Origin of the sequence: Cohnella rhizosphaerae (genome assembly GCF_029525575.1) — a bacterium.
Classification (GTDB): domain Bacteria; phylum Bacillota; class Bacilli; order Paenibacillales; family Paenibacillaceae; genus Cohnella; species Cohnella rhizosphaerae.
The window spans coordinates 141,219-158,547 of record NZ_JAPDIA010000003.1; the positions used below are offsets into that span (position 1 = coordinate 141,219).

At 59.4% G+C, this 17,329-nt stretch carries 11 protein-coding genes, 1 tRNA gene and 3 pseudogenes; 9 read left to right on the forward strand and 6 right to left on the reverse strand.

The window, feature by feature from the left end; all coding sequences use genetic code 11:
* The first annotated feature begins 304 nt into the window (after positions 1-304).
* From OMP40_RS06120 to OMP40_RS06150, 7 genes and pseudogenes are all read left to right on the forward strand, one after another.
* A pseudogene (locus OMP40_RS06120) lies at positions 305-1,457 on the forward strand (amidohydrolase/deacetylase family metallohydrolase).
* Positions 1,423-2,526, forward strand: coding sequence for a DgaE family pyridoxal phosphate-dependent ammonia lyase (locus tag OMP40_RS06125; RefSeq protein WP_277530019.1), 1,104 nt, complete (start codon positions 1,423-1,425; stop codon positions 2,524-2,526). The pseudogene OMP40_RS06120 and the gene OMP40_RS06125 overlap by 35 nt, the downstream one beginning before the upstream one ends.
* Before the next feature lies 1 nt (position 2,527).
* Positions 2,528-3,286 carry a 2-dehydro-3-deoxy-phosphogluconate aldolase gene (gene dagF / locus OMP40_RS06130; protein WP_277530021.1) on the forward strand — a complete coding sequence of 253 codons (759 nt, stop codon included), beginning with the start codon at positions 2,528-2,530 and terminating at the stop codon, positions 3,284-3,286.
* A complete protein-coding gene (locus OMP40_RS06135) occupies positions 3,279-4,295 on the forward strand; it encodes a sugar kinase (protein WP_277530022.1) in 1,017 nt (338 codons plus the stop codon). Before dagF ends, OMP40_RS06135 begins: the two co-directional genes overlap by 8 nt.
* Positions 4,296-4,339: 44 nt before the next feature.
* Positions 4,340-5,020, forward strand: a complete 681-nt coding sequence (locus OMP40_RS06140; protein WP_277533008.1) for a GntR family transcriptional regulator — start codon at positions 4,340-4,342, stop codon at positions 5,018-5,020.
* A 558-nt stretch (positions 5,021-5,578) separates the two neighbouring features.
* Positions 5,579-6,482: pseudogene (locus tag OMP40_RS06145) on the forward strand (Rpn family recombination-promoting nuclease/putative transposase).
* 10 nt (positions 6,483-6,492) lie between these two features.
* Complete coding sequence (locus tag OMP40_RS06150) at positions 6,493-6,759, forward strand: hypothetical protein (RefSeq protein WP_277530024.1); 267 nt, start codon at positions 6,493-6,495, stop codon at positions 6,757-6,759.
* A 71-nt stretch (positions 6,760-6,830) separates the two neighbouring features.
* Here the strand turns inward: OMP40_RS06150 and OMP40_RS06155 are convergent, their stop codons facing one another.
* From OMP40_RS06155 to OMP40_RS06170, 4 genes and pseudogenes are all read right to left on the reverse strand, one after another.
* Positions 6,831-9,944 (reverse strand): efflux RND transporter permease subunit, encoded by a 3,114-nt coding sequence (locus OMP40_RS06155; protein WP_277530026.1) that lies wholly within the window; start codon positions 9,942-9,944, stop codon positions 6,831-6,833.
* Positions 9,941-11,344 (reverse strand): sensor histidine kinase, encoded by a 1,404-nt coding sequence (locus tag OMP40_RS06160; RefSeq protein ID WP_277530028.1) that lies wholly within the window; start codon positions 11,342-11,344, stop codon positions 9,941-9,943. Before OMP40_RS06160 ends, OMP40_RS06155 begins: the two co-directional genes overlap by 4 nt.
* 32 nt (positions 11,345-11,376) lie before the next feature.
* A pseudogene (locus OMP40_RS06165) lies at positions 11,377-12,061 on the reverse strand (response regulator transcription factor).
* A 148-nt stretch (positions 12,062-12,209) separates the two neighbouring features.
* Positions 12,210-12,286 (reverse strand) — tRNA-Pro (locus OMP40_RS06170).
* A gap of 150 nt (positions 12,287-12,436) precedes the next feature.
* On the opposite strand from OMP40_RS06170, the gene OMP40_RS41235 reads away from it, so the two are divergent.
* Complete coding sequence (locus tag OMP40_RS41235; protein WP_420871901.1) at positions 12,437-13,939, forward strand: GntR family transcriptional regulator; 1,503 nt, start codon at positions 12,437-12,439, stop codon at positions 13,937-13,939.
* Positions 13,940-13,991: 52 nt separating this feature from the next.
* Here the strand turns inward: OMP40_RS41235 and OMP40_RS06185 are convergent, their stop codons facing one another.
* Both OMP40_RS06185 and OMP40_RS06190 read right to left on the reverse strand, forming a co-directional pair.
* Complete coding sequence (locus OMP40_RS06185) at positions 13,992-14,723, reverse strand: L,D-transpeptidase family protein (protein WP_277530030.1); 732 nt, start codon at positions 14,721-14,723, stop codon at positions 13,992-13,994.
* A gap of 1,032 nt (positions 14,724-15,755) precedes the next feature.
* Positions 15,756-16,502 (reverse strand): cupin domain-containing protein, encoded by a 747-nt coding sequence (locus OMP40_RS06190; protein ID WP_277530032.1) that lies wholly within the window; start codon positions 16,500-16,502, stop codon positions 15,756-15,758.
* 335 nt (positions 16,503-16,837) lie between these two features.
* Here OMP40_RS06190 and OMP40_RS06195 point away from each other — a divergent pair, with 335 nt between their 5' ends.
* The gene (locus OMP40_RS06195) at positions 16,838-17,320 is read left to right on the forward strand and encodes a DinB family protein (RefSeq protein WP_277530035.1); all 483 of its coding nucleotides are present in this window, start codon (positions 16,838-16,840) and stop codon (positions 17,318-17,320) included.
* The last annotated feature ends 9 nt before the right edge of the window (positions 17,321-17,329 follow it).

Consider the following 17,329-nt stretch of genomic DNA (forward strand, 5'->3'; position numbering starts at 1 on the left):
CTTGCCGTCGGATTTCTTAATGCGCAGTTGGCATTTTACGAAAAACCGGGCAGCCATAATTGGCGCTATCCTGCATCATGATTTACGCTGTGGTGTGCTCTCGGATGAAATGTAAGCGGGAAAGGGATGGCTTTTAAAGCATAGCGAAGCGTCGTTTTCCATTTTGGTTAAAGGTCTTTTGACGGGACTGCTCCCTTTTTTTCATAAACATTATAACGATATATTGTATTTGTCGTGTTATATGCTATCTTTAAAGAGCAGAGGTTAGAAAAAAATCGTAATTCCACGACAAGCGGGTGAAAGTATGGACAATCGCTTCTTGCTGCGCAATCTGAAGCAGCTCGACGGACGGCAAGTGAACATCGAGATCGCGTCGGGCCGAATCGTTCGCGTGGTCGAGGGGGAAGACGGTGCGGCGCAGAGCGCATCGGACGGCGTCGCGGGTTTCTCTGCTGACATTGGCACGATCGATTGCGGCGGCGCTTATGTATCGAGCGGCTGGATCGACATGCACGTGCATGCCTTTCCGGCCTTCGACCCCTACGGGGACGAGATCGACGAGATCGGCGTGAAGCAGGGCGTGGCGACGATCGTCGACGCGGGCAGCTGCGGGGCGGACCGGATCGGGGAGCTGGCGGCAAGCGGGGGGAGCGCGAAAACGAATCTGCTGGCGTTTCTGAACATCTCGCGCATAGGTCTGAGCCGAATCGACGAACTGTCGCAGCTGGAATGGCTCGACGGGGAGCGGGTCCGCGAGGCGATCTCCCGTTACCCCGACTTCATCGTCGGACTGAAGGCCCGCATCAGCCGCAGCGTCGTCGGCGACAGCGGCATCGCGCCGCTGCGCGTCGCCCGGGAGCTATCGGCATCGACGGGATTGTCGCTCATGGTCCATATCGGCTCCGCGCCGCCGGCCATCGAGGAGGTGCTCTCCTACCTGAGGGAAGGGGATATCGTCACGCACTACCTCAACGGCAAGCCCAACAATCTGTTCGACGCCGAGGGCCGGCCGATTCCGGCGCTGCTGGACGCGCTGGGGCGCGGCGTGCGTCTGGACGTTGGGCACGGAACGGCGAGCTTTTCGTTCCGTGTCGCCGAGGCGGCGAAGCGGCACGGCATCGGGCTGCATACGATCAGCTCCGACATTTACCGGGGCAATCGCCTGAACGGTCCGGTGTACAGCCTGGCGAACGTGATGAGCAAGTTCCTTTATCTAGGCTATTCCTTGCAGGAAGTCGTCGCGGCGGTCACGTCCGGCGCGGCGCAGTGGCTCGGGCGACCCGAGCTCGGACGGATACAGGCGGGGGGATCCCGCGCATCTGACGGTATTTGAGGTCCGGGAAGAGCCGGCGTCGCTCTTGGATTCAGAAGGCATCGAACGAAAGGCCAATCAACGGATCGTACCGAGAGGAGTCGTGACGAATGGCGAATTCATGGCATGCGAAGTACGGACTTAAGCGCGTCATCAATGCAAGCGGGAGAATGAGCATCCTTGGCGTGTCCGCGCCGACGGACACCGTCATGGAAGCGATGAAGCAGGGTGGGCAGCAATATGTGGAGATCGCGGATCTGGTCGACAAGGCGGGCGATCGGATCGCGGGCATTCTCGGCTCGGAGGCGGCGGTCGTCGTCAACTCCGCGTCGAGCGGCATCGCGCTGTCGGTGGCGGCGATCGTCACGCAGGGCAGCCGGCGTCTCAGCGAGCGTCTGCATCAGGAGCCGATCGCACGAAACGAGATTGTGATGCTGAAGGGGCACAATGTACAGTACGGCGCGCCTGTGGAGACGATGGTATACCTGGGGGGCGGCAAGGTCGTCGAGGCAGGCTACGCCAACGAAGGCAAAGCCGAGCATATCGAGGACGCGATCGGCGAGCGGACGGCAGCTATTTTATACGTGAAGTCGCATCATGCGGTTCAAAAGAACATGATCTCCGTCGAGGAAGCGTGGGAAATTGCGCAGCGGCGCGGAGTGCCGCTCATCGTGGACGCCGCGGCGGAGGAGGATGTGCGAAAGTACGTGAAGTGCGCGGACCTGGCGATCTACAGCGGCTCCAAGGCGATCGAAGGCCCCACCTCGGGCATCGTCGGCGGCAAACGCCAGTATGTCGAATGGCTGAAGGTACAGCTGCACGGCATCGGGCGCAGCATGAAGGTGGGCAAGGAGACGACGTTCGGCTTGCTTCAGGCGCTGGACGAGTATATGGTCAAGGAAGATACGAGCGAGCGGGAAAAGAAATCGCTGCAGGCGCTGGCGCCCCTGAACGATCTGAACGGCGTGCAGGTGTCGATCGTGCAGGACGAAGCGGGACGCGCGATCTACCGCGCACGCGTCCGGATCGATCCCGCGCTCTCGGGAACGACCGCCGTGCGCCTGGCGAAGGCGCTGCAGGAGGGCGACATCGCCATCTACACCCGCGATTACGGCGTCCGCCAAGGCTACTTCGATATCGACCCGCGCCCGCTTCAGGGCGACGACATTCACATTATCGCGTCGCGCATTCGCGAGCTGGCAGGAGGACAATAAGATGACGAGCGGTTTGACGAAGAGACTGTACAAAGAGCGGGCGGCGTTAAACGTCCTGGCGAACAGCGTGGACAACGCGAAGGAAGTATTCGACGCGGCCGAAGGGCATGTGCTGGTGGGCGTGCTGTCCAAGGATTATCCGACTGTGGAGGCCGCGGTGGCGGCCATGAAGGAATACGGCCGCGCGATCGACGATGCGGTATCGATCGGCCTCGGCGCCGGCGACAATCGGCAGGCCGCCGTCGTGGCGGAGATCGTCAAGCGTTATCCCGGCAGCCACATCAATCAGGTGTTCCCGGCAGTCGGCGCGACGCGGGCGAACTTGGATGGCGAGGATAGCTGGATCAACAGCCTCGTCTCCCCGACAGGCCGGGTCGGCTATGTCAACGTGTCGACGGGACCGGTCAGCGCGGCTGCGGCCGAGCAAGCGATTCTGCCCGTCCGCGCGGCCATCGCGCTTGTGCGCGACATGGGCGGCAACGCGTTGAAGTATTTTCCGATGAACGGGCTGAGCCGCGAAGACGAGTACAAGGCCGTGGTGGAGGCCTGCGCCGCGGAAGGCTTCGCGCTTGAGCCGACGGGCGGCATCGACCTGGACAACTTCGAGCCGATCCTTCGCATGGCGCTTGAGGCCGGCGTGCCGCAGGTAATCCCGCACGTTTACTCCTCGATCGTCGACAAGGCGACGGGCAAGACGAAGACCGACGATGTGCGCCGCCTGCTGGCGACGATGAAGGAGCTGGTCGACCGGTATGCCTAAAAAAGTCGCCGCCTTCGGCGAGGTGATGATGCGCCTGCAGGTGCCGGGCTACGAGCTGCTCACCCAGGCGGATACGCTGAAGTACTCTTTCTCCGGCACCGGGGTCAACATCGTCTCGGCGCTCGCGCGGTTCGGGCATAACGGTTATCTGGTCACGACGCTGCCCGCGAATCCGCTGGGCGACGCCGCTGTCGCGTATTTGCGCAAGCTGGGCGTAGCGCAGGACTTCATTCGGCGGGACGGGAAATACGTCGGCCTCTACTTCCTCGAGAACGGCTTCGGCGCCAGGCCGAGCCGTGTCACCTACACGAACCGGCTGGAGAGCAGCTTCAACACGGCGCCCGCCGGTGCCTACGACTGGGAAGCGATCGCGGAGGGACTGGACGCCGTGCATTTCTGCGGCATCACGCTCGCGATGAACGATACGGTGCGCGGACACATGGTAGAGCTGGCGCGCGCGGTCAAGCGCAAGGGCGGTCTTGTCGTCTTCGACTGCAACTACCGTCCGACGCTATGGGGAGAAGACGGCTATGCGAAGGCGAAGCCGCATTATATCGAGATGCTGAGGCTTGCGGACCTCGCGATGATGAACGAGAAGGACGCGATTCATATCCTCGGCATGGAGACGAGCCGGACGGTCCGCAGGGATCAGCTCGAGGAGCTCATCCCGGCCGTTGCCGATACCTACGGCATCGCCGCGATCGCGGGCACCCATCGTGCCATCCTCGGAGACGGGACGCATGCCCTGCAAGGTTTTTTGTACGAAAACCGGCAATTCGCTTTTTCTGGAACGCTGACGTTCGCGGTCTATGATAGAATTGGGGCAGGAGACGCCTATGCGAGCGGCATCCTGCACGGCGCGCTGACGGGGATGCCGTCCGGGCGGACCGTCGAATTCGCGGCTGCCGCGGCGATGCTGGCCCATACGGTGCAGGGCGACACGCCGATGTCGTCGGAGGCGGAGATCGTCCGCGCCATGACGGAGACGGCAGGCGACATAGAAAGGTAGAGATCGAGACCGTGAATCTGTCCCGCAACAAGCGGCCGTTGTACATGCAGATCAAAAATATATTGAAGGACCGGATTCTGCACGGGCAGTATCCGCTCGACACCAACATTCCTCCCGAGCCGCGGCTCGAGGAGGAGTTCGGCGTGAGCAAGATCACGATTCGGGGCGCGATCAAGGAGCTCGTGCAGGAAGGCTACCTGGAGCCGAGTAGCGGCCGGGGAACGCGGGTCATCCGCAATACGCGGGCGGCCAAGCGCTCGACGTGGAAGAGCTTCACCGAGCTGCTCGTCGAGGAAGGCCATGCGATGCAGAAAAAGCTGCTTGGCGCGGAGGCCGTCCGTTACGCGCCGGACACCGAGCCGCATCGGCTGCTGGGGGACGAGGGCCTGCGGGTCGAGCGGCTGTATCTGCTGGACGGGGCGCCGTATATTCACTATGCGCATTACCTGCCGGCGCGGCTGGAGAAGGCGGATTTGACGGGACTGGCGGAGCAGTCGCTGTACGGATTTCTGGAGGAGAGCGGCATCGTGCTGGCGCGGTTCCGGGATGCGTTCGCGGTGTCGGCCGTGCCTGCCGGCGTTGCCGAGCAGTTGAACCTCGCGGCAGGCACGCCGCTGCTCAAGCGGCTGCGCTACGCCTACGACGAGGCGGGCGGCGTGGTCGAGTACAGCGAGGGGTATTATAATACGGCGCTGCAGCATTATGTGGTGAATTACGACGGGTGAGCGAGGGTCGCCGGACGATGGCTTGAAGCGCGGCAACAGGATAAAACAGAAGAAAGCTGCCGCTGCAGGCGAACAGCGTTCTGCCGATCAAAAAAACCTGCATCCGTACATGTATTTTCTGTCGACGAACGGCACTTAATAAAATGCCTGCAAATATGCATGTAAATTCAAAGCACGAGTCGGAATCGGGATAGATGGAGGAAAATAAATGCATTTTCGCATCAATCCTGTTTAAAAGGGCCGATATCGGCGGAAATAGATGTATATTTGCAGGCATTACGACGAAAGAACGACGCAAGGCGATACTCGTATTACGATTGCCCAACCTGTCGGAATGGCTGCCCGATGAAACATCGACAGGCGTTCCTCGCCAATCCACTTTCGGATATCCGCCTACCTATAAAAGAGACCGTCAGGACGTTCTCCCCTGACGGTTTATTACGTATAGGCGCCGCTCACGCTTTTGTGACGAGTAGGGTTCAAACGCCGCTTTTAGCAAAGAAAAGGCAGAAAACTTTGTTATAATGGGACTATCAAACCGAGTTGGAGTGGGTCGGAATGGAATTGCTTGATCCAAGGGTGGATTTTGTATTCAAGCGTATTTTCGGCAGCGAGAATAACAAGGATGTGCTGTTGGCGTTTCTCAACCAGATACTCAACAAAACCGGGGAGCCGCCATTGACCGAGATTATCCTGATGAATCCTTACACCGACAAGGACGATCCGCTTGACAAGCAATCCATCTTCGACGTTTATGCCAAGACGGCGGAGGGCAAGCTGATTGACATTGAAATGCAGCTTTTTTAACAAATACGATATTGAGAAGCGGACGTTGTTCTATTGGAGCAAGCGTTATGCCGGCCAGCTTCAGGAAGGCGAGCGATATCAAGCGCTGAAGAAGTGCGTCACCATCAATATTTTGAACTATGCCTTTTTGCCGAACGGCGAGTATCATAATGTGTTCCATCTTCGCGAAGACCGGACATTGATCACGCTATGCGACGACATCGAAGTGCATTTTCTCGAATTGACGAAGCTGGAAGACGTGATCCCGACGCAAGGCGGCTTGGAAAACTGGCTGCTTTTTCTGAAAGGCGTGGATACGACCTACTGGGAGGTGCTGAAGATGAATGAACCGGGACTAGAAAAAGCAATGGATACGCTGCAATACTTGAGTCAAGACTCGGAGGCCCGCCGTCTATACGAAGCTCGCCAGAAGTATCTGCATGATGAGGCGTCGATGCTTGAAGGAGCGAAGCAGGCGGGCATGCAGGCAGGCATGAAGGCGGGCAGGGAGGAAGGCAGAGAGGAAGGCATCAAGGAAGGCTTGAAAGCAGGCAGGGAGGAAGGCATGAAGGAAGCCGCCAGGAATATGCTGCGGTTGAACGTGGATATCCCCACCATTGCGCAAGCGACTGGATTGTCTGAGCAGGAGATTCTTGCGTTGAAATATAGTAAATAGATATACAGTATTGCTGGTAGAGGTGCTGAAGATGAATAAACCAGACTCGGAGGCCCGCCTTTTATACGAAGCTCGCCAGAAGTATCTGCATGATGAGGCGTCGATGCTTGAAGGAGCGAAGCAGGCGGGCATGCAGGCAGGCATGAAGGCAGGCAGGGAGGAAGGCATCAAGGAAGCCGCCAAGAACATGCTGCGATTGAACGTGGATATCTCGATCATTACCCAAGCAACCGGGTTGTCTGAGCAAGAGATCCTTGCGTTGAAAAATATGGAGTAGCATATAACCTCTATCGTATATAAAAGACTGCCGTAACTTACCGGCAGTCTTTATCTTAACCTATCGTTATCTTAGAAATCCTCTACCTCGCGCACTTTCCGCTTCTTCCAAGCCAGCTCGTAAATGACCGGAACGACGACAAGCGTGAGCAGGGTGGACGTGAACAGCCCGCCGATGACGGTCACGGCAAGGCCGCCCGAGATGAGACTGGTCGAGGAGCCGGACAAGGCGAGCGGCAACAGTGCCAGCATCGTCGCGAGTGCGGTCATCAGAATCGGTCTAAGACGCGTCTTGCAAGCCTCGACGATGGCTTCCGTGACGGCCATGCCCGCTTTGCGATTTTTCTCGACGCGATCGAGAAGCACGACGGCGTTCGTCACGACGATGCCGACGAGCATAAGCATCCCGATCATCGAACTCATGGATAAGGCCTGGCCGGTAAGCAGCAGAGCGCCGAGCGATCCGACCGGTATGAAGATCAGCGAAGACAGGATGATCAGCGGCGTGACGATGCCGCCGAACGTCACGCTCATGACGAGGAAGACGAGTCCTACCGCGGCGATCATCGCAATGCCGATGCTGGCGAAGCCTTCGTTGATCATGGCGAGTCCGCCTCCGAAACTGAGCTCTACGTCGGAAGGGAGGGCCAGGCTGCGGATGTCCGCCTCCACCTGCTTGGTGACGGCCGCGGTGTCGCCGCCTGCCTTGATATTCGCGGTGACGGCCGCATACGTCCTGCCGTCGTCGTGATTGATCGTGGCCAGCGCACTTTGAACGTCGACATTGGCGATCTCCTGCAGCTTCTTCGTGCCGAGCGCGGTCGGAACCGCGATCTGTTCAAGCTGCGCGCGCGAGCCGATCTGCTGGTCGTACGAGAGGACGACGTCCTGGCTCTGACCGTCGAGCAGATAGGTGCCGGCGTCGATCGGCTTCAGCTGTTCATTCACGGCCTGCATCACGGCCATGGCGCTGACGCCCGCATCGATGCCTTTTTGATTTAACGTGAGCACCCACTTCGGCGAGACGCCGCTCATGTTGTTGCCGATATCCTTCAGCTCCGGATTCGCGAGCATCAATTGAGCGACTTGCTTGGCCGCCTGGGACAGATGATCGACATTGTCGGCGTAGAGCGTGACATTGACGCCGCTGCCGTCCGGCAAGCCTTGCTGCTCGCCTTCCTGAATCTTGATCGATGCGCCGTCAACCTCTGCGGCTACCAAGGCGGGCAGGTCGATATTGGCTTGCTCGACCATCTTCTCTACGTTTGCGCTTTTAGCGAATTGAACGGTTACCTTTGCTTGATTGTGCTGCACGGGTCCGCCGCCGAACGGACCTCCGGAGCCGCCGATGGTGACCTGGTAGTTCTCCACGCCCTTGAGCGCTTTAACATAGGCTTCGATGTTCTCCGTTGCCTTGTTCGTCTGCGCCAGCGAGCTCTTCGCCGGCAGCGACACATCGATCGTTGCGGTAGGCACCGAGTCGGCCGGCAGGAAGGCGACGCCGAGGATCGGGATCGTGCCGAGCGAGCCGGCGAGCAGCAGCACGGATGCGCTCAGGACGAGCGCCTTGCGTTTTAAAGCGCCTTGAATGAGCTTTTCGTAGCCGCGGGCGAGCGCGCCGGTGCCTTCCTTGTGCGGCTTGACGTTCTTGAAGAACTTCGCGCCGAGCACGGGGATCAGCATGATCGCCACGAGCAAGGACGACAGGATCGAGACGACGACCGCCACGGAGAACGGACGGAAAAACTCGCCGATGATCCCGCTCACGAACGCGAGCGGCGCAAAGACGACGACGGTCGCGATCGTCGAAGAACCGACGGCGCCGATGACTTCCTTGGTGGCTTTAAAAGCGAGCTCCTTGCCCTTCAGTTCGCTTCCTTTTTCCTGTCGCCACCTGAAGATGTTCTCGATGACGACGATGCTGTCGTCCACGATGCGTCCGATGGAGACGGCGATGCCGCCCAGCGTCATGATGTTCAGCGTATAATCCATCTGGTTCAGAACCGAGATCGTGGCAAAAATCGATAACGGCAGAGAGACGATGGAGATTAGCGTCGCCCTGATATTGCGCAGGAACAGGAAGATGATGATGACGCAGAACAGTGCGCCGAAGGCGCCTTCGCGGACCAGCGCCGACACGGACTCCTCGATCTCCTTGCCCTGGTCCTCGATGATATGGACGTCCAGTTCGCCCTTGTCTTGATAGGCGTTCAAAACGTCCTTCACTTCGTTCGCGACGTCAGCCGTGTTGGCGTCCTGTTCTTTAACGACGCCGATCACGAAGCTCGGCTTGCCGTTATACCTGGCGATCGTATCCTGGGACGCGACCGTAGAGATCGTCGCGATATCCGACAGCTTGACCTTGGCGGACGCACCGGCGCCGCCCGGTCCGGCTTGTCCTGCGGATGCATCGAGGCCTCCCGGCCCGGCTTGTCCTGCAGACGCGCCACCGATCTCCAATGCGCGGATCTGCTCGATCGAATCGACGCCGCCGACGAGACGGATCGGGATCGTCTGTTCATCCTGGCTGACGTTCCCGAGAGGCAGTGCGTACTGAAGCGACTGCAGCGCGCTGCGGATGGAGCCGAGCGTGATGCCGCGCTGGCTCGCCTTGTCTTTGTCGACGACGATATTGAGCTTCTCCGTCTCGGTCCCGGTCAGCGTGACCGAGTTGACGCCGTCCAGCTTCTGCAGCTTCGGTACGACCTCGGCTGCCAGCTTGGCCGCCAGCGCGTCGGCGTCGGCGTCACCCCCGTCCGCGAACACAGCTGCCTGATAGATCGGCGCGGCGCCGGCTGACAGCCGCTGGACCGTCACGTTGGCGCCGCTCGGCAGCGGCAGCTTCGCCAGCGCCGCCTCTACGTCGGCGGACATCTTGTCCATATCCGTCCCGAACGGGAATTGAATGAACAGACTGGTTGCATTGTCCAACGTCGTGCTTGTGAGGGAATCGTATCCTTTGAAGCTTTTTAGCGCATCCTCAATCGGCTTGGTGATCTCCGACGCGATCTCCTCTGCGGAAGCGCCGGGATTGACGGCCTGGATAGATACGGCGGGCAGCTCGATGTCCGGGAACGTCTGCTGCTTGATCTGTGTGGTCGAATAGAAGCCGTAACCCAGCACGAGTACGCATAGGATAATAACGGCCGCCCCGTTTTTAAGACTGATGCGGCTTAGCATATTCATCTTTCTTTCTCTCCTCTCCTTGTCTGAGAGGAGTATACCGGGCTATTTTGTCGCCAATGTGAAGTGTCGGTTACATATTGCGGGGAGGCGGGACCAGGGGGGAGCAGAATATGGAACGTCGTTCCCTTCCCCGGCACGCTCGTCACTTGGATGTCTCCATGGTGAAGACCGACGATTCGCTTGACGATCGACAGGCCGATGCCGTTGCCGGAGACGGCGCTTGTGCGAGATGGATCGACCTTGTAGAAAGGTTGAAAGATCGCGTCAAGCTGTCCTTCGGGAATGCCGGACCCGGTATCGTGAACCGATACGACCGCCGTCTCGCCTTGCTGCCCCGCGACGAGCCGGATCTCTCCGCCCGGGTCCGTGAATTTAATCGCATTGCCGAGCAGGTTGATCCACAGCTGATAAATGCGATCTTCGTCGGCGACGATATCCAGCGAGGCCAGATCCAGCTCCAGGCGAAGCCCCTTTTGCGTCCATTGGGGTTCCAGGGCGATGACGGCTTTGCGCAATTGCTCGTCCAGCCGGTATGCGCGAAGATTAAGCTCCAAGTGCTCGTATTCCAGGGAGGACAGCTGAAGCAGATCGTCGCCTAGACGGGACAGGCGCTCGGTCTCCTCTTCGATGATGGACAGCAGCTGCAGCCGCTTTTCCTCGTCCATCTTCTTGTGCTTGAGCGCCTTCGTGAAGCCCTTGATCGAGGTGAGGGGAGATTGAATCTCATGCGAAACGTTGGATACGAACTGCTGGCGGATCTTCTCCAGCGCCCCGAGCTCCTGCGCCATCAGGTTGAAGCTGCGCGTCAGCTGGCCGATCTCGTCCTTTCGCTTCGTCCGGAGCACGACGCCGAAGTCGCCTTTGCTCATCCTGCGGGTCGCATCGGTCAAGCGCCTGAGCGGTCGGACGATGAATCGCGCCGCGATCAGGATCAACACGCTGCCGATGAGGAGAACGAACAGCAGCTCGAACTGGAAAAAGTTGACGATCAAGCGCATGAACGGACCGATGGCCGGCGCCATGAATAAGGCAAAGCGCTCGCTGCCGATCTGAAAGGGGAGTCCTACGACAAATGCTTCCGGACCGCGGGATTTGCCGCGGTAGACGCCTCCGTCCAGCACGAAGCCGATCCTGTCGGCGTCGACCGCGATCCGTTTGTCCGTCGGCAATACGTCGTCATGGAGCAGTTGGCCGCCGGCACCGTAAAAATTGACGGCAGACGTGACGGCGAGTCCTTTGGCCAGAATCTCGGCATGCGCGGGATAGGATTCGACATACGATTCGATGATGTCCTTGCCGTTTGCGATCAACTCGTCCTGGACGTAGCTGGTGATCCGGGACTCTGACAGCCGGACGATTAACCATAACGACAGGAACAGACTAACGATGACGGCGGCCAAAAAAGGTGAGAACGATCCGGACGTAAAGCGACTTAATCATGGTAAGCCTCTAACCGATAACCGAGCCCGCGCAGCGTCGCGATCTTGAAATCGGCAGCGTAATCGGCGAACCGCTCCCGGAGCCGCTTGATATGCGTGTCCACCGTACGCTCGTCCCCGTCGTAATCCATGCCCCATATTTTCTGAATCAGCATGTCTCTGGTGAACAGCTGTCCCGGGTAGCTGGCCAGCATATACAGAAGCTCGAATTCCTTCATGGGCAGGGTAGCGGTTTGCCCGGTGTTTTCGAACGCCACCAGATAACTTTTTTTTGTCGAGCAGGACGTTCCCGAGACGAATGGTCTGCGAGGTCGAGATCCGGTAGCGCTTCAGCAGCGCCTTTACCCGCATCACCATCTCCATCGGATCGAACGGTTTGACCAGATAATCGTCCGTTCCCAGCCGGAAGCCCTTGATCCGCTCGGCAGGCTCGCCTTTGGCCGTCACCATCAGAATCGGCGTATCGCCTTCCTCCCTGATCAAGCGGCACAGATCCCAACCGTCCATCTTCGGCATCATAACGTCGAGCACGACGAGGTCGACCGATTGCTTCAGCATATACGCCCATGCGGCCGCGCCGTCCGATTGCTCCACGACCTCCATGCCTTCGTCCTCGAGGTACAGCCGGACCAGCTCGCGGATATGCGCTTCGTCGTCCACGACCATCACGGTTGTCATAATGGCGCTCCTTTCCGTCTGCGGCTGTCTGCGTTCTTCCTTTTATCGTATCGTTTCCATTTGTACCGTATATGTACGGGGGGATTACAAGTTGTGGGGGAAAATAAAAAGAAGCCTTGAAATGCAAGGCTTCCGTCGTTGTATTGGATGGTCGAGACGACAGGATTTGAACCTGCGACCTCTTGCTCCCGAAGCAAGCGCTCTACCAAGCTGAGCCACGTCTCGAAGATGCCGAATTTTAGCGGCAAGAGAAATTATAGCACAGCCCGGCGCAAAAGCAAAGAACGGATTTAGGCTATTTTAAGCATATGGTCTGTTATCGTACAATTATTTGTTATATAATAAATATAACAGAAAAGTAGAGGATGGCGTGCCATGTGGATGGAGATCGATCTGCAATCGGAAGTGCCTATATATACGCAACTGGTCGATCAACTGATCGAGGGCATCGCTTCCAAGCAGCTGAAGCCCGGGGACCCGCTGCCGTCCGTTCGAAGCCTCGCCGCGGATCTGGGCATTAATTTGCATACCGTGAACAAGGCTTATCAGGTACTCAAGCAGGACGGGTTCCTCCAGGTGCACCGCAAACAGGGGGGTCGTCGTACAGCCGGGCGGGATGCCCGGTACGGACGCGGCGTTTCGCGCCAAGTTGGCGAGGGGCATTCGGTCGCTCGCTGCGGAGGCGGCGGTCCGCGGCATGACGGAAGCGGAGTTTGCCGAGCAGAGCGCAGCGGTCTACAGGCAACTGACGAAGAAGGGAGAGGATGCGAAATGAACGCAACGCAGATGGAATGGCTGGTCATCGGAATTTTGGATATCGTAATTTCGCTGATGATGATCGTAGTCGTATATCTTGCGCCGAAGCATCTATTGTTCGGATTGTACGTGCCGGAGGCGGATCGCGGCAGCGAAGAGGTCCGGCGAATTCGCGGCAGGCATGTCGGCGCGACGGTCGTCTTGTGGGTACTGGGACTGGCGGCAGGCGCGGCCGTCGGTCTCTCGGTCGGCGGCGAGGCGGGCGGCCGTCCGGAGACGGCGCTCGTCACGGCGCTGATCATCCAGATCGGCGGCCTGATCCCGGTCTGGCGCTCGGGACGATCGCAGGCGCTGCGCTTGAAGCACGCGAGGGACTGGAGCGCCGAAAAGCCGTCCAAGATCGTCATCGATCTGCTGTTCCGACAGCGCCAGCGGCTCGTGGGCAACTGGTGGTTTTTGATTCATGCGGCGATCGTTATGGTATGCGCCGCTTCGGCCGCGCTGCATTGGGACGTTATCCCGAATCCGGTACCGACCCACTTCGGCATTACCGGAGAGCCCGACGAATATTCGCCCAAGGCATTCGGATCCGTCTTTATGCTGAATATCGTGCAGCTCGTGCTGATCATCGTGTTCCTGCTGGTCAACATGAGCATTCGACAGGCGCGGCAGCAGCTCGATCCAGAACGCCCGGAGGCTTCCAGAGCGCAGCAACTGCGGTTCAGAAAGGCGAACTCGGTGTTCATCTACGCACTCTCGCTGTTCGTCGTCGTGATGCTGGGTTTGGGCCAATCCGTGACGCTGTACGGCTGGCCGACAGGACGTCTAAGTCCCGCGATGCTTGGTCTGCCCGCGCTGCTCATCCTCGCCGTTTTCGGCTTCGTCTGGTACGTGGCGCGGCAAGGCCTGGACGAGGCGTCCGGTGCGGCTCGCACGCAAGAAGACGAAGCATGGCGCGGCGGCGTTTTCTACTACAACAAAGCGGATCCGGCGTTAATGGCGGAGAAAAGATACGGCGTCGGCTGGACGATCAACTTCGCGCATCCGCTTGGTATCCTCGTTTTCGCCGCGATGCTGCTCGTGCCGATCGCGGTGATCGCGCTGGTGGCGATTTTCGCCTGACTGCCGACAAGTGTCTGTGCCGTTCGCTCCGCTCGGCGGTGCCGGGTCGCCGTTAACCGGCCAGTCCGATCGCAATCGCCGGCGATCTGGCCGGATCGAGCGCGGCCATCAGCTTGAGCAGGTTCGGCTCGGACATGGCGATGCAGCCGGCCGTCGGCTTGTCCGCCCCGCGCCACAGATGAAGGAAGATGGCGCTGCCGCGGCCGGGCATGATCGGATCGTCGTTATAGCGCACGACGATCGCATATTTGTAGAGCGGCTGATCGAGGCGCTCGTAGGAATGCCATTTGCGGTCCGGATCGCCGCTGTAAGCGACCCATCGATTGTAATCGGCGGAAGTCGTGTCGTCGACCCAATAATCTTGCTTGGTCGTTTGCTTGTAAGCGAGCTTCAGCGCCTTTGGCTTGCTCGCGGTGCCGAATGCATCGCCCAGCGGGTACACGCCGGAGGGCGTACGGCCGTCGCCTTCCTTCGTCTTGGCGATGCCGTTCTTGCCCAGCGCGACAGGAATGCCCGACAGGACGACGGTCCAGCCGCCGTCCGGCCGCTTCTCGCGCAGCGATAGAATACCCGTCCTCGACCGGAGGGACTTGGTCTCGACGACGACGACCTGCTCCGCGCCGAGCAAGTCGGCCTTGTAGGGCCAAGAGGCCGTGAAGCCGGCCGCGGCAGCATGAGCGGGTGCCCGGGATAGCGCCGGCAGCATGGCGAGGACGATCCCTGCTGCGATGAGAGCCAGGACGATCGGATATGTAGGTTGGCCTTTCGGTCGACGCCATCTCATGAAGCGTTCCCCCCTTTCTATAAGCGTACCTCTTGATGCGAATTGCGAATCGCGTGGCGCCTTTGTAGTATGCCGCGTGAGGGTGCTTTGAAGACATGGGGTGTTTGCGCTGTCGGATTCTCGCGGCGGTTTCGCGCATGAGCTTTCCTACGGCAGCACTTTCGCACCTGCGATTCGTGCCCTCGACCAAGCGCTGTCCCCGGACAGCACATTCGACGCCTTCACCAGTAATCCGCGGATGTGCTTTCCTGGGGCAGCACTTTCGCGCCTGCGACTCGTGCCCTCGACCAAGCGCTGTCCCTGGACAGCACATTCGACGCCTTCACCAGTAATCCGCGGATGTGCTTTCCTACGGCAGCACTTTCGCGTCTGCGACTCGTGCCCTCGACCAAGCGCTTTCCCAGGACAGCACATTCGACGCCTTCACCAGTAATCCGCGCATGAGCTTTCCTACGGCAGCACTTTCGCGCCTCCGACTCGTACGCTCGACCATGTGCTTTCCCAGGACAGCACATTCGACGCCTTCACCAGTAATCTGCGGATGTGCTTTCCTACGGCAGCACTTTCGCGCCTGCGACTCGTACGCTCGACCATGTGCTTTCCCAGGACAGCACATTCGACGCCTCCACCAGTAATCCGCGCATGTGCTTTCCCACGGCAGCACTTTCGCGCCTGCGACTCGTACCCCCGACCAAGCGCTGTCCCAGGACAGCACACTCGACGCCTTCACCAGTAATCCGCGCATGAGCTTTCCTGGGGCAGCACTTTCGCGCCTGCGACTCGTGCCCTCGACCAAGCGCTTTCCCAGGACAGCACATTCGACGCCTTCACCAGTAATCCGCGCATGTGCTTTCCCACGGCAGCACTTTCGCGCCTGCGACTCGTGCCCTCGACCATGTGCTTTCCCTGGACAGTACATTCGAAGCCTTCACCTGTCATTTTCACGCAAACATATAAAAAGCCTGCGGCACCCGCCGCAGGCTTCGAGCTGTTGCTATGGTGGGTTCCCTACCGATTCGCCAAAGCCAAACGCTATCTCCACCCTGACCCAGGGGGATAAGGCGCCGCCGCCACTCCCTGCTGCGGCATGACGCTTTGCGGCATCACGCCCGGCATCGTGCCGGGATACATCGGGCCGGGCGAAGCCGCGCTTTGCGCGGCCGCATGCGGATAGCCGGCCTGCGCGGACGCGCCCTGCACGGCGCCGGTTGCGGGAGCGCAGCCGGGAGGCGGGCCAAGGATGACCGGCTTTTGCATCGGGGCCACCGTTTGCGCATAGGAAGTCGGATTGATACAGTAGGCGCGCGCGGCGACTTCGGGCGGCAGCGTCCGCAGGAAATCGCCCGCGTACACGATGTCGGGCGTCGGGACGTCGAAGATCGTCAGCAGGTGCGTGTGGTCGGTCAGCGCCACCAGCCAGTGGAACCAGCCGAGCGGGAACTGGGAGACTTGGCCGGGCTTGAGCCGATACGTCATGAGCTGCTGGGTGAACGGATTGAAGACGGACGTCTGAAGCTCGCCGCTAATCAAGAAGACCAGCTCGGCAGCGTTGGTGTGCCAGTGCGGCGAGACCACGACGCCCTGACTCATATAGATGTTGAAAAAACCGGTTCTGACGGCGGGCAGTTGCTCGGCGAACAGCTGTGTGATGACGTTTTGATCGTTTTTGGCATAATTGACCTTCTGGGTCGAGTCGGCCGACAAATTCAGAGCCGGCGATTGAAGCACCGGTGTCTGAGGCGCCGACGTCTGGAGCACGGTCGCTTCGGAATAAGACATCCTCCATACCTCCCGCATAGGCGATTCGAATCGCATCGCAGAAGTATATGAGGCAGGCGCGCGCGGCATTCCGACATTTTCTTCATTAAACTCGTCCTGCTCGCTAAGATTCGAAGTTGTCCGGTTCATTCTCCCGGCTTCACGTCGAATCTCTCCAGCGCGATGGCGCCTGCTTGTCAGACGAGTTGCTCTGCCGATGTTATCGCCTGTCGAATGACGCTTTGATCCATGAGACACCCCGATTAGAATGGATATAGTAGAATAGAGTCGTTGATAGGTAAGAGACGTGACGTTGATAGACAGCTGAGTCTGATTAAACCAGCAGGAGGTACGCGATGCAACCTTTTTTTCGATACAACTGGATCGTCCGCGAGCAATGGTACGCATGGTGCGAAGAGGTACCCGAAGAAGAGCTGCTTAAAGCCCGTACGGGCGGCGTTGGGAGCATCCTGAAGACGCTGTTCCATATCGTGGACGTGGAATACAGCTGGATCATGTTCATGCAAGACCAACCGGACTTTGAGGATCCGTTCGACATGTACGCCTCGCTCGAACAAATCCGGGCGCTGGACCGCAGGTTTCGGCCCGATGTCGAGGCGTTCGTGACGGCCTGGGAGCCGTCCATGGAGACGCGGCCGCTGCCGAGCGAGCGTCCGGACGGCACGTCCGAAGTGCATGCCTGGGGTGAAGTGATGCGCCACGTCATCGCGCACGAGATTCACCATGTCGGGCAGCTGTCCGTATGGGCGCGGGAGATCGGCCGCGCGCCGGTGTCTGCCAATGTGATCCGAAAGGGATTAATTGTACCGTCGACGTAACGAAGATCG

What these genes read in the sequence shown, in the direction of transcription:
- dagF (WP_277530021.1), top strand. Translation starts at nt 2,528, where the DNA reads ATGACGAGCGGTTTGACGAAGAGACTGTACAAAGAGCGGGCGGCGTTA.
- OMP40_RS06155 (WP_277530026.1), bottom strand. Translation starts at nt 9,944, where the DNA reads ATGAATATGCTAAGCCGCATCAGTCTTAAAAACGGGGCGGCCGTTATT.
- OMP40_RS06140 (WP_277533008.1), top strand. Translation starts at nt 4,340, where the DNA reads ATGCAGATCAAAAATATATTGAAGGACCGGATTCTGCACGGGCAGTAT.
- OMP40_RS06125 (WP_277530019.1), top strand. Translation starts at nt 1,423, where the DNA reads ATGGCGAATTCATGGCATGCGAAGTACGGACTTAAGCGCGTCATCAAT.
- OMP40_RS06190 (WP_277530032.1), bottom strand. Translation starts at nt 16,502, where the DNA reads ATGTCTTATTCCGAAGCGACCGTGCTCCAGACGTCGGCGCCTCAGACA.
- OMP40_RS06135 (WP_277530022.1), top strand. Translation starts at nt 3,279, where the DNA reads ATGCCTAAAAAAGTCGCCGCCTTCGGCGAGGTGATGATGCGCCTGCAG.
- OMP40_RS06185 (WP_277530030.1), bottom strand. Translation starts at nt 14,723, where the DNA reads ATGAGATGGCGTCGACCGAAAGGCCAACCTACATATCCGATCGTCCTG.
- OMP40_RS41235 (WP_420871901.1), top strand. Translation starts at nt 12,437, where the DNA reads ATGTGGATGGAGATCGATCTGCAATCGGAAGTGCCTATATATACGCAA.
- OMP40_RS06195 (WP_277530035.1), top strand. Translation starts at nt 16,838, where the DNA reads ATGCAACCTTTTTTTCGATACAACTGGATCGTCCGCGAGCAATGGTAC.